Source organism: Leptospira perdikensis (assembly GCF_004769575.1).
GTDB classification, from domain to species: domain Bacteria; phylum Spirochaetota; class Leptospiria; order Leptospirales; family Leptospiraceae; genus Leptospira_A; species Leptospira_A perdikensis.
This window is the reverse complement of sequence record NZ_RQGA01000011.1, coordinates 127,204-140,642: the sequence shown is the minus strand read 5'-3', so window position 1 is coordinate 140,642 and position 13,439 is coordinate 127,204. Positions and strand designations below refer to the sequence as shown.

Below are 13,439 nucleotides of genomic sequence, written 5' to 3'. Positions count from 1 at the left end.
TTTTTTTTGAAAACCTAGGAAGTGGTTGCTTAATTTTGAATTGTTGGTATCTAATTCCTGACATAAGTAAAACCAGGAGCACATAGGTTTATGAAATTCAATTCATACAAACGAGTGATTTCTTCTGTTGCAGTTCTTGCAATCGCATTCACGGTTGCCTGCGGCAAAAAAGAAACAAAGGTTTCCGAAATCGGACAAGGCGAAGGAGAAGTTTCCATCGTTGCTTGGCCGGGGTACATTGAACGTGGTGAAACAGACAAAGGATATGACTGGGTCACCGAATTTGAAAAAAGTTCTGGCTGTAAAGTCAATGTAAAAACTGCCGCTACATCTGATGAGATGGTAGCACTCATGAATGAAGGTGGGTTTGATCTCGTTACTGCCTCTGGTGATGCATCTCTTCGTTTGGTTGCCGGTGGAAAGGTTCAAGAAATCAATACTGACCTAATCCCTAGTTGGAAAAATGTAGACTCTCGTTTACAAAATGCTCCTTGGCATACAGTAGAAGGAAAACATTACGGTGTTCCTTATCAATGGGGCCCGAATGTACTTATGTACAATACAAAAGTTTTCAAAAAAGCTCCAACAAGTTGGAATGTCGTATTTGAAGAACAAGTATTGGCTGATGGGAAATCAAACAAAGGTCGTGTACAAGCGTTTGATGGTCCAATCTATATTGCAGATGCTGCTTTATACTTAAAACAAGCAAAACCAGAACTGGGTATCCAAGATCCATATGAATTGGATGAAAAACAATACAATGCAGTCATTGAATTATTAAAAAAACAAAGACAACTTGTTCCGAAGTATTGGCATGATGCAATGGTTCAAGTGGATGACTTCAAAAAAGAAGGACTTGTTGCTTCTTCAACATGGCCATTCCAAGTTAATTTACTTGTTGGTGAAAAACAACCTGTAGCTTCTATCGTTCCGAAAGAAGGTGCAACTGGTTGGGCAGACAGTACCATGCTTCATAAAGATTCAAAACACGTAAACTGTGCATACAAATGGTTAGAACATTCACTTTCTCCAAAAGTGCAAGGTGATCTTGCTTCTTGGTTTGGATCTGTGCCTTCAGTTCCATCTGCTTGTAAAGGAAACGCTCTTCTCGGAGACACAGGTTGTGCAGTCAATGGATTCAACAACTTTGAAAAAATCTCTTTCTGGAGAACTCCAAAAGAAGATTGTTCCGGTGGAAGAAAATGTGTACCTTATAAAAAATGGGCTGAAGACTATATTTCCATCATTGGAAGTAAATAAGATCCTAACATCATAGAATACTGAAGGAGAAGGAATGGACCAAGTTTACGATGTTGAATTTCAAAATGTCACAAGGAAATTCGACCAATTTATAGCGGTGGATGATGTCTCCTTCGGGATTAGAAAAGGTGAATTCTTTTCAATGTTAGGCCCTTCCGGGTCGGGAAAAACTACCTGCCTCCGAATGGTGGCGGGATTTCAAGATACAACTTCGGGAAGGGTTCTTTTGGAAGGTGTTGATGTCACAGGCATTCCACCTTACAAAAGAAATGTAAACACAGTCTTCCAAGACTATGCGTTATTTCCTCATATGACGGTTGCAGAAAATGTTGGGTATGGTTTAAAAATCAAAAAAACTGCAACTAAGGAATTGAACCAAAGAGTGTCAGAGATGCTTTCCATGGTTCGTCTTCCAGATGTAGGAAATCGCAAACCATCAGAACTTTCTGGGGGCCAACGCCAAAGGATTGCACTGGCACGGGCTCTTATCAATCGTCCCGGTGTACTTTTGTTAGATGAACCACTTGGTGCACTGGATCTCAAATTACGAGAAGAGATGCAATTGGAACTCAAAGCCATCCAAAAAGAAGTAGGGATTACTTTTATCTTTGTCACTCATGACCAAGAAGAAGCTCTTTCTATGTCCGATCGGATAGCCGTCTTTAATAAAGGTAAGGTGGAGCAAATTGCCACACCAGAAGAATTATACGATCGTCCCAAAACAGAATTTGTAGCAAACTTTGTTGGAACTTCAAATATCCTTTCCGTAGAAGAAACCAAACGGCTAACGGGTCAAAATGGAAAAGGAATGATTCGTCCGGAACGTGTCCATGTATTTGCTAACGCTAAAGAAGACAATCACTCGACGGGATACAGAACCTTTAAGGCTATTTTGAAAAGCCAAGTCTATTCTGGTGCTACTTCTAAAATGCATTTTGAAACTCCGAATGGTTCTCGGATCATTGCCTCAACTCAAAACCTAAAAATTTCTGCAGAAAACATTGCTGTTGGTTCGGAAGTGCTTGTGGGTTGGAAAGATTCAGATATGCATCTGCTTTGAGGATTTGTAAATGACAAGTACCTTTGATAAGTTTTTTACTTTCCTTTTCTATCGTAAGGGCCTTGCGATATTTTTATTACTCGCGCCACTTCTCATTTGGCTCGGGGTTGTGTATTTGGGTTCTCTTTTTACACTCCTCATTCAAAGTTTTTTCTCTATTGATTCTTTTTCAGGAGTCATCAAACGAGAATTTACATTAGAATCTTATTATGATCTATTTCGTCAAAGTACAAATTGGGATATCATCATACGTACAACAACTATGGCATTTACTGTCACTATTGTGAGTGCGATCATTGCATTCCCTATTGCTTATTATATGGCGATGTATGCAGGACCTAAATTAAAACCCGTTTTATATTTGGGAGTCATGCTTCCACTTTGGTCGAGTTACCTTGTAAAGGTTTATTCCTGGAAACTCATTATGGCAAAAGAAGGGATTCTTACTTGGTGTTTGGAGGAACTTGGCCTATTACATGTATTGGATGTAATTCTAGCCATTCCCGTTATCGGTGGAACGTCTTTATCCTTTTCCTATATTGGTATGTTTTTAGTTTTTGTTTATATTTGGCTTCCTTATATGATTCTTCCGATCCAAGCTTCATTAGAACGAATTCCTAAATCACTTTTAGAAGCATCATCTGATTTAGGTGGTGGACCTGCTCAAACGTTTCGAAAAGTTGTATTACCTTTGGCATTCCCGGGTGTGGTGGCAGGTTCTATTTTTACGTTCTCATTAACGTTAGGTGATTATATCATTCCAACCATTATTGGAAATTCTAGTTACTTTATCGGAATGGCCGTTTATACTCACCAAGGAACAGCAGGTAACATTCCTTTGGCGGCAGCTTTTTCAGTTATCCCTATTGTCATCATGATGGTTTACCTAATGATTGCAAAACGATTAGGAGCTTTCGATGCCCTCTAAATGGAATTTTGGAACCATCGGGTTAAAAGTTGCGACCATTCTTGGTTTTCTTTTCATTCATATCCCCATCTTTATCATCATCATGTATGCTTTCTCTACTGATGAAAAAACATTTCAATTCCCGTTACCGGGATTTACTCTAAAATGGTTTGGTGTGGCTTGGGATAGAAATGATATTTGGGAAGCAATTATTTTGTCTTCTCAAGTGGCGTCGATCTCCACGGTCATGGCAATCATTCTGGGAACTTTAGCATGCCTTGCCGTCTACAGAAGTAAATTTTTCGGAAGAGAAGTGATTTCTTTTCTTGTGATTTTACCCATTGCTCTTCCCGGAATTGTGACGGGAATTTCTCTTCGTTCTGCCATGTCTCTTTTTGGAATTCCTTTTAGTACTTGGACCATTGTCATTGCTCACGCAACTTTTTGTATTGTAACTGTGTATAACAATGTGCTTGCAAGACTTCGAAGAAGTTCGCATTCCATGGTAGAAGCCTCTATGGATTTAGGTGCCAATCCATGGCAAACATTTCGTTTTGTTATTTTACCTAATATCGCTACTGCTTTGTTAGCTGGTGGTATGTTGTCGTTTGCGTTATCATTTGATGAAGTGATTGTGACAACTTTTACTGCAGGCCAACAATCTACGGTTCCTATTTGGATGTTAACAGAATTCATTCGTCCAAGGCAAAGGCCTGTTACCAATGTGGTGGCGGTATTTGTGATTCTTGTCACAACACTGCCGATTCTTGTAGCTTATTATTTAACCAAAGAAGATGAGGGTGGGAAAAAGTAATCCCACCAAATTCGCTAAAAACTCACATTCATACTTCGGACTCCTAAAAACTCTGGGAATCGTCCAATTTTGACATTTATCAAAGGAATTTCACTTTTCGAAACTAGAGAAGGTGGTAGACTTCTTGTATGGAAAAATTGATTCAAAAACTGATCATCCCTATCGATGGTTCTCCAAGTTCTGCCAAAGCATTGGAATTTGGTTTAGCTATCGCAAAGGCAAGTAATGCAAAATGTTACATTGTGGAAGTGATTGAGGATTTTGGTCCTTTGCCAGGGTATTATGATGCGGCTCCAGCAGGGAAAGACCGAGTGAAATGGATCTCTGAGCAGCGTTTTGAAAAAATACATCCCATTTTGGATGAGACCACCGTAAAATGGGAACGTGTGGTCATAGAAGGTTATCCAGCCGAAGAAATTTGTAAACTTGCTGAAAAAGAAAAAGCAGATTTGATTGTGATCGGAAGTAGGGGACACGGAATTCTTGGAAGATTCATCATGGGAAGTGTTTCTGATCGCGTTGTACATTACGCACCTTGTTCCGTAACAATCGTTAGGTGAAATTGACATAAATTTGTCAATACATTGTTAATTTAGTTGCGCTGAATTCTATCCCATCGGAATCTACGGACGAACCCTAGAGTAGATTTCCGGTTGATCCATATGAAGGTTTTTGAAAAAGAAGAATTTCCAGCAGTTTTACCTCTCGATAAACGTTATACAAGAACTTACTATCAAGATGATAGTTTTGTTTCCAATATTCGAAGGGCTCTGCCTAGAATGATTACATCTGTAATCATGGAGGAACATCTCTTTCCTAAGCTAAGTAGTGAAGAAATCGATTTTTTGCTACAATACTATGCAAAAAGACAAGATACTAGTGGTAGTTATTATCAACTAAAAACAATTCCTTATCGCATTCGTAAAGAATCGGCGGAAAGAATTTTAGAAGATGCCGGAGTCGATGAAACTCAAAGAGATTTTATTAGCACCTTCTATCACTTTGATTCAGAACTACAACAATATATATTAAACGATAAAGTCACAGAATCCGATGAGATTCGTATCCTTCAGATCATCAAACGTCGAGACTACTATGTCGGCAATGTAGAGAAATCAAGGATATCATCAATCTTTGAACCAGTAGTTGAGATTCCGAAAAAGGATACTTTTTTTGCGAACCTTTATATCCCCCCCGGACATAGATTTTTTTCACCACCCAATTTAAAACATATTTCGGGAATGCAAATCGTAGAGGCAGCGAGGCAATTCGGAATTGCTTGTAATCATATGTATGGAAAGGTCCCATTTGAAGGGGTCACCTTTTTATTGTTATATTTGAATTCAGAGTTTTTCCAATACGCCAAAATGAACATGCCAATCAAATTACGAGCGAAAGCCATTGAGACCAAAAACAGTAAATCAGGTTATTGGAATTACTCGAAATTGGAAATCACTGCCTATCAGGAAAACCAAGAAATCACCAGGATTGAAATGGCTGCAAGTATTCTGCCATTAAAAGTATACAAACGCTTAAAAAGCACACAGGAAGAAGTATATGAAATCGATCCAAGATTTCGAATTCTGGATCAATTTAAGAACAACATTTCTGTTAGGGAAAATGGACGTAATATTGTTTCGACCATCGAAAATATTTCAAATTCCGGGTTTATGGTGCGCTGCTCCGGGATTCATCCCGGTGATTTGGCCAATAGCCAACAACTTGAATTTTTTATGCATTTTGATATTGTCGGTTTCGTTCATGGAACTTGTATTTTATTATGGGTCAAAGAAGACGATAATAATGAGGACACCTTCTTTGCCGGTTTTCGTTTTGAATCGATTTCCGAATTGGATCGGGCAAATGTAAAGGAAGCAATCAATCGTTACGGACGTTTGATCGAAGAAAGGGAAATCCAATGAGCGGAAAAAAAGTAGCATTAGTAACCGGCGGAACTTCTGGACTCGGTAGATCCATTGTTTTGGAATTTGCAAACGCTGGTTATGTGGTTGGGTTTTGCGGAAGACGAAAACAAGAAGGAGAAGAGACTTTAGCCCTTCTTGAAAAACAAGGTGGCACTGGAATTTTTGTTCGTTGTGATGTCACACAATCGGAAGCGGTTCGTAATTTTGTTGAATCAATTGTCAGCAAATATGGATCTATCGATGTTGCGGTTAATAATGCAGGGATTTCTGGAGTTTTGAAAGCCACCGCTGATTATCCATTAGATATTTTTGATTCTGTAATGGATGTAAATTTAAAAGGAACCTTTCTTTCTATGCAATTTGAGTTAAAACAATTTTTGGCTCAGGGGAAGGGTGGTGTGATCATCAATGTATCTTCGGCCTTGGGTGTTCGAGGAAAGGAAAAAGCCGGCCCTTATTCCATGACAAAACACGGAATCATCGGGCTCACTAAATCGGCCGCTTTGGAGTATGGATCGGCAGGAATTCGTGTGGTTGCTTTGTGCCCTGGTGGAATCCAAACTGAAATGGATGATGTATTTTATGCGAACGTTCCGAACCCTGAAGAAGTAAAAAAAGAAAGAATGAAATCCTATGCTTTGGGTAGAATGGCAACACCAGAAGAAGTTGCAAAAACTTGTGTTTGGTTGTCAACAGACGGAGCTGCTTTTATCACAGGGGCTGTGATACCAGTAGACGGTGGCAAAACAGCTAGATAAGGAACTTCATTGTTTACTGTAGGAAAATATAAGGCGATCAGGGAACTTCATTTAGGGAAAAGAAGTTCTGTTTATACAGGGGAATCCACGACCGGTGGTTCCGTTGTGATCAAATTATTAAATCGTGATTATCCAGACAATCAAGAGATCACACGTTTTAAAAGTGAATTTGAAATTCTAAGATCCATTGATTCAACGTATACGTTAAGGCCTTTAGATTTAGAATCTTATCAAAATACAGTTGCCATTGTATTTCCTAATGTTGGTTATACAGATCTCGCTAAATTACAGTTAAGTGGAAAGTATAGTAATATCGCCACTTTTTTGAATATTGCCATTGAGGTTTGTCGTGCCCTTATAGACATTCATAAAGCAAAAATTGTTCATAATGATATTAAAGCTCAGAATATAATTTATAATCCAGATACTGGAACTTTAAAGGTAATTGATTTTGGTTCAGCAACTCTTTTGACTCATCGAAGTTTTTATCTTCCGATGAATCAAAACTTAACCGGGACTCTTGCACATATTTCTCCTGAACAAACTGGCCGGATGAATCGGACTGTAGATTATAGAACAGATTTTTATTCTTTCGGCGTCACCTTATATCAGTTAATCACAGGAGATCTTCCCTTTTTATATACAGATAGTTTGGAGATGGTGCATGCACACTTAGCAAAAACACCACTTTCTCCCAAAGAAAGAACAGGGGCTCCAAAAATTATTTCTGATCTGATTATGAAACTTTTGGAAAAAAACCCGGAAGATCGTTACCAGACAGCGACTGGTTTACTTTCGGATTTATCAGCAATCCAATCCGTTCTTTTAGAAAATGGACGTGAGGCTCTAAATCAGTTCCAGATGGAACTTGCCAAAAATGATAAATCCTCAAGGTTTCAAATTCCAAAGAAATTATACGGAAGAGAATCCCAACTCCAAATCTTCGAAGAAAAATTTTTGGATGCGACAGAAGGTAAAATTGAAATTTTTTTGATCTCGGGTAGATCTGGAATCGGAAAGTCTGCACTCATCAATGAAATCCAAAAACCAGTTACAAGAGAAAAAGCATACTTTGCCTCAGGTAAATTTGATTTATATAAAAAATCGATTCCATATCGTGCGATCAATTTAGCCTTACAAGGTCTTGTCCGACAGTTACTTTCGGAAAGTGAATCATCGGTAAAAGAATGGAAAACCTTACTTTCTAATGCACTCGGCGCCAATGCAAAGTTAATCATTGATGTAGTTCCCGAACTTTCACAGTTATTAGGTGATAAGCCGGCGCCACCAGAACTTGATAGTTTAGAGACAGAAAATCGATTTCATTTAGTTTTTCGAAAGTTTCTTCGAACCATTTGTACGAAAGAACATCCTGTTGTTTTGTTTTTAGATGATATGCAGTGGGCTGATTCTTCGAGTATTCTTCTATTAAAAGAAGTTTTAACGGATCCAGAAATATCGCATTTTTTTATTATATTGTCCTATCGAGACAACGAAGTGTTTCCAACCGATCCTTTCTCTCGGTTATTGGAAGAACTTCATGAAAACCAAATTCCTGTTTCCGAGATTCGTTTAGAACCACTCAGAGAACGAGATGTTGCTCTATTGGTTTCGGAAACACTGGTGGTCCCGGAATCGGAAATTCGACCCATCGCCGAAGTGCTTTGGAAAAAAACCAAAGGAAATCCATTTCATGTAAACGAAATGTTTAAGAACCTTTATGAAAGGTCTTATATTTATTTTGCAGATGATCATTGGTCTTGGGATAAAGATAAAATCGATTCAGTAAATATCTCAGATAATGTCATCGATTTAATCATAGATAAAATTAATCTTCAGTCTGCCGAATTAATCGATGCCCTCAAACTCACTGCTTGTATTGGAAACTGGTTCCGTCACGATATCTATGCTACGATTTCAGAAAGACCATTTCACAAAGCATCTATGGATTTGGTTTCTCTAGCTAATGAAGAGTTTCTGATTCTTGGAATGGAGGATGCAAACTTCACTCATGACAAAATACGGGAAGCAATTTATAAAATTATTTCCCCTGAAGAAAAATCAAAGTTACATTATAAAATTGGAAAAACCTATCTTTCTATTCTTTACAAATACAAACTAGAAGATCATTTGTTTACCATTGTAAACCAATTGAATTTGGGTTCTTCTCAAATGAAGGGTAGTGAAGAGTTAGCCGAGTTACGGATCTTAAACGAAAAGGCAGGTTTTAAAGCATTAAATTCATCTGCATATGATGCCGCCTTTACTTTCTTTGATCGGATGGCCGGGCTCATGACGGATGACGAATGGAATTCTGAATATGAGAATACTTTAAAACTCCATTTGGCTTATGCAAGATCTGCCTATCTTTCTAAAAACTTTGAAGCAGCTGAAAAAAGTTTTAATTATATCCTTAAGTTTGCTCGGAATGACTTAGATAAAATTCTAGTCTACGAACTCCAATCTTCTATGCTTGTGACTCAAAACAAAATGAAAGAGGTTTTGGAGACACTCAAACAAGCCTTAAAGTTACTCGGTGTAAGATTACCAAAAAAAGCTGGTCCTTTATCTCCGCTTCGTGAGATCCTAAAGTTTAAATTTAAGTTAGGTAGAAGGTCCATTGAAAGTTTGGAAAACTTACCTGTTTCCGATGATCCGAAATATTTAGCAATCATGCGGCTTCTGAATGCTTGTATTGCACCTTCCTTTCTTGCAGAACCAAATTTATTTCCTGTGATTGTTCTGAAACTTGTCAATCACACTTTACGATACGGGCTTTGTGAAATCAGTGCATTCGGGTTTTGTGCGATGGGGATCATCCAAGGTTCTGGTTTGGGGAATTATGATGATGGATTGAAGTTTGGCCAGTTAGGTGTTCGGTTACTTGATTCACTTGAAGCAAAAACGTTTCGTTGTAGAACCTTGTTTATGTTTGCATGTATGATTTCTCCATGGAAAAATCATACAAGAGATAGCCGTCCTATTTTTTGGGAAAGTTTTCTTGCCGGAATGGAGACGGGTGATTTACAATATTCTTCTTATTCTTTGAATAATATCCATTTTCAAGGATTGGCTTTCCGCGAAAATTTAGAAGACCTTTACAAAAGCCAACTTCGTTACGATGCTTCTCTCTTAAGTTTACGTCAAAACCACGCTTACCAAGTGCACCGTCTCAATCTTCAATTGGTTGAAAACATGAGAGGGGAATCCGCCGACTCCATGTGTTTGGAAGGCAGATATTTTTCTGAAACAGAAACGGTTGCCGAATGGTTATCCACTGGTAATGCCAATGCTCTCTTCGATTATTATTTATGTAAGTTGCGAATCGAATACTTTCTCGGAGACAAAGGAAAAGCTTACGAATACTCAACAAAATTAGATACTTTAGAAGGTGCCATGTTTGGAATGATGTTTGTTCCTGAACATGTATTCCTTGGAGCGCTAGTTGCTTTTTCGTTGATTGTAGACGAAAAAAATCCGCCGGGAGTCACAACCGCAACCCTGAAAAAAAGATTATACGGATTTGAAAAACGAATGAAGGTATGGGCAAAGAGTTCACCCGAAAACTTCGCCCATAAATATGAAATCATTTCTGCACTGTTATTATACCTTGCTAATGAAAAAACGCAGGCAGTAATCGCTTGTAAAGCGGCGATTTCTTCCGCGCGCGAATCAAGTTATATATTGGAAGAAGCCATTGCAAACGAGTTTTTGGTTCGGATGTGGAAGGAAACCGGATTCGAACAATACAGTAACCTACATTTGGTGGAAGCCCATTACCGATATGGGAAATACGGCTTTTTATCTAAAGTAAAACAACTTGAAGCAAACCATATTTCTTTAAAAAAATACATCGGTCGAAACTTTAGAACCGACTCCACTGATAGTCTTTCTCTATTTAGTACAACAAAAGATATTTTTGGAGATGTAGGATCTTCTTTAGATATTAATACGGTAATCAAAGCTTCGCAAACCATTTCTGGAGAAATCCAACTCAATCGTCTTCTGGAAAAGATGATGAAAATTCTCATCGAAAATGCCGGGGCGGAAAGAGGATACTTTATACTCAAATCTGACTCGGGTTGGCAAGTTTTGGCTGAATCAGAAGCAGAAAAAGAATCAGTTTTTGTTTACTCGGAATCACCCTTTGCTATAGACTTTTTAGAACCAGTTGCCTATGTGAATCAAAATAAAATTCCTTCGCAGATCATCGGTTATGTGGTGAGGACTGGGCTTGTTGTAATTTGTGGAGATGCCGCTAGAGAAGGTGATTTTAAGAACGACCCGTACGTAAAATCAACACTTCCTAAGTCTTTATTATGTTATCCTATTTTAAGTCACGGGACTGTGGTTGGTATTGTTTATTTAGAAAATAATCTAACAACGGATGCTTTCACACCTGGTCGTGTAGAAATTTTAAAAATTTTATCTTCGCAAATTGCTGTTTCTATCGAGAATTCCCTTTTGTATACCAACTTGGAGCAAAAGGTTGATGAACGAACCAAGGAACTGAATTACGCGTTAACCGAAGTGAAAGGTCTTAAGGAACAACAAGATGGGGATTACTTTTTGGCCTCGTTACTCATTGAACCTTTGACACAAAACCTTGCCACCTCCTCAAACATGAATATTCAGTTCCTTACTGAACAAAAGAAGAAGTTTTCTTACAAACAATGGAATTCTGAAATTGGGGGAGACTTATGTGTCTCTTCTTCGATCCAATTACAAAACAAAAAATACATAGTTGTTCTGAATGGGGACGCAATGGGTAAATCGATGCAAGGAGCGAGTGGTGCCCTTGTGATTGGATCTGTATTTGAAGCCATCATTAAAAGAAATGGTCAATCGGAAGAAGTGCGGGATATCACTCCTGAAAAATGGGTGAGTAATGCTTATACTGAATTACATAGCACTCTTGTGACCTTTGACGGATCCATGCTCATTTCTATGTTTCTTTGTTTGATCGATGACGAAACTGGATTTTTTTATTTTTTAAATGCTGAACATCCAAGGCCTGTGATTTACAGAAATCATAAAACTTTTTTTCTGCCACATAACTATGTTTGTGCGAAGTTAGGGCTTTTGGCATCAAAAAAAGCCCTGCAAGTCAATACCTTTCAACTTGAGAAAGGAGATTTGTTACTTGTTGGTTCCGATGGACGAGATGATATTTTGATCGGTTCTGAAGTCGAAATGGAAGTTAATGAAGATGACGAACTTTTTTTAAAAACAACACTAGAAGGGCAAGGGGATTTGGAATCCATTCGCGATGCAATCAAAAGTCATGGTGAATTGATTGATGATTTATCCCTCATTCGAGTGGAATACATCGGAGAGGGATCGCCCATTCATGTTCTTTCCAACCACCCTAAACATTTTGTTTATCTAAGGGCACTTACATTGTATAAACAAAAAAAATGGACTGACGTGGAACAAATAATTTCTAACAATTTTGCCTCGATTCACGAGGCACCACTTTCGGTCCAAAAAATATACTTATATACAGAACACAGAATGTCTGCGTTCCCTCTTGAATTTGCGGTAAACTATGTCCAAAAAAATCCTTCGGACAGCCTAACATTATTTTATATTGCAGAAGCCTTGTATGAAAACGGTGATTTTTCTGCTGCCTTCGATTATTCTGAAAGAGTGCAGCTCAGACGTCCCTACCACAAGGAAAACAATATATTATTTGCTCGACTATTAGAACTTCGACGAAAATAATAAATCATCTTATGTTATCCGTCGGGAACGACATTGTTGAAAACCAAAGGATCCGTGAACTCCTTGAAAAACATGGGGACCGGTTCTTGAAACGGGTTTTTACCGATGAAGAAGTGGAATACTGTCACAAACACAAAGACCCCGTTCCCTTTCTCGCGGGCCGATTTGCTTGTAAAGAAGCCGTAATTAAGGCCCTAAACCTAAATCCGGGGGAAGTTGCGGATATGCGTGAGATTGAACTCGCGGGTACAAATTTTGGTAAAAAAACGCTAGTCATCCATGGGAAAACTGAGAAGTTTTTCCGAGAGAAAGGATTTACAACAAGTTCCGTATCCATCAGCCATGCTGACCATTACGCAACTGCCGTTGTTATTTTCTATAAGGAGCCCAAATGATCGTTAGTGATAAAATGAAGGCAGTGCTTGTTCATTACAACCACGCACTTTCCTTGTACAAGTCGCGAAAGTTCGCGGAAGCGAAAGAAGAGTTCAAAAAGGGACTTGCGATTCATCCTGATGATGGCCCTTCGAAATTATACATTGAAAGATGTGACGATTATATTGCAGACCCTCCACCAGAAGATTGGGACGGCGTGTATAATATGAAAACTAAATAGGAACTATGTCAAAAAAAGAAATGCAAACAACCATCACCGAACACGGAGTAATTGCCACTATCCTCGGAAAAGAAACAGCATTTAGCGGAACTTTAGCGTTCAAGAAACCTTTACAAATTTCCGGTGATTTCACCGGCGAAATCATCTCTGATGGTTACCTTGTAATCAGTGAAGGTGCTAGAGTGAAAGCAAACATCAAAGCAGGTACTGTTGTTGTCGGTGGAACCATCATTGGGAACGTAACTGCCACACAAAGATTGGAAATGTTAGCAACAGGAAAAGTCCAAGGTAATATTCGTACAGCAAAACTTCAAATTGCTGATGGTGTTGTTTTTGACGGAAATTGTGAAATGCTAAGTAGCGAAGAAACTTAGT

General features: G+C 38.5%; 11 protein-coding genes. All 11 read left to right on the top strand.

The window, feature by feature from the left end:
* The first annotated feature begins 90 nt into the window (after positions 1–90).
* The 11 genes from EHQ49_RS10675 (at position 91) to EHQ49_RS10625 (ending at position 13,438) form a co-directional block, all read left to right on the top strand.
* On the top strand, positions 91–1,260 hold the full coding sequence (locus EHQ49_RS10675) for an ABC transporter substrate-binding protein (RefSeq protein ID WP_135579210.1): 1,170 nt from the start codon (positions 91–93) through the stop codon (positions 1,258–1,260).
* Between the two features lie 34 nt (positions 1,261–1,294).
* Positions 1,295–2,320 (top strand): ABC transporter ATP-binding protein, encoded by a 1,026-nt coding sequence (locus EHQ49_RS10670; RefSeq protein ID WP_135579208.1) that lies wholly within the window; start codon positions 1,295–1,297, stop codon positions 2,318–2,320.
* 10 nt (positions 2,321–2,330) lie between these two features.
* Entirely contained in the window at positions 2,331–3,248 is a 918-nt protein-coding gene (locus tag EHQ49_RS10665; RefSeq protein WP_135579206.1) for an ABC transporter permease, read from the top strand.
* On the top strand, positions 3,238–4,041 hold the full coding sequence (locus tag EHQ49_RS10660; RefSeq protein WP_135579204.1) for an ABC transporter permease: 804 nt from the start codon (positions 3,238–3,240) through the stop codon (positions 4,039–4,041). Before EHQ49_RS10665 ends, EHQ49_RS10660 begins: the two co-directional genes overlap by 11 nt.
* Positions 4,042–4,169: 128 nt before the next feature.
* The gene (locus EHQ49_RS10655) at positions 4,170–4,601 is read left to right on the top strand and encodes a universal stress protein (RefSeq protein WP_135579202.1); all 432 of its coding nucleotides are present in this window, start codon (positions 4,170–4,172) and stop codon (positions 4,599–4,601) included.
* A 102-nt stretch (positions 4,602–4,703) separates the two neighbouring features.
* Positions 4,704–5,963 carry an AfsA-related hotdog domain-containing protein gene (locus EHQ49_RS10650; protein ID WP_135579200.1) on the top strand — a complete coding sequence of 420 codons (1,260 nt, stop codon included), beginning with the start codon at positions 4,704–4,706 and terminating at the stop codon, positions 5,961–5,963.
* A complete protein-coding gene (locus EHQ49_RS10645; protein ID WP_135579198.1) occupies positions 5,960–6,724 on the top strand; it encodes an SDR family NAD(P)-dependent oxidoreductase in 765 nt (254 codons plus the stop codon). Before EHQ49_RS10650 ends, EHQ49_RS10645 begins: the two co-directional genes overlap by 4 nt.
* A gap of 9 nt (positions 6,725–6,733) precedes the next feature.
* The gene (locus tag EHQ49_RS10640) at positions 6,734–12,448 is read left to right on the top strand and encodes an AAA family ATPase (protein ID WP_135579196.1); all 5,715 of its coding nucleotides are present in this window, start codon (positions 6,734–6,736) and stop codon (positions 12,446–12,448) included.
* 11 nt (positions 12,449–12,459) lie between these two features.
* Positions 12,460–12,843: a holo-ACP synthase gene (acpS, locus tag EHQ49_RS10635; RefSeq protein ID WP_135579194.1), complete on the top strand. Its 384-nt coding sequence runs from the start codon at positions 12,460–12,462 to the stop codon at positions 12,841–12,843.
* Positions 12,843–13,064, top strand: coding sequence for a hypothetical protein (locus tag EHQ49_RS10630; RefSeq protein ID WP_208732204.1), 222 nt, complete (start codon positions 12,843–12,845; stop codon positions 13,062–13,064). The genes acpS and EHQ49_RS10630 overlap by 1 nt, the downstream gene beginning before the upstream one ends.
* Positions 13,065–13,069: 5 nt before the next feature.
* Positions 13,070–13,438 carry a bactofilin family protein gene (locus EHQ49_RS10625; protein WP_135579190.1) on the top strand — a complete coding sequence of 123 codons (369 nt, stop codon included), beginning with the start codon at positions 13,070–13,072 and terminating at the stop codon, positions 13,436–13,438.
* Position 13,439 lies beyond the last annotated feature (1 nt).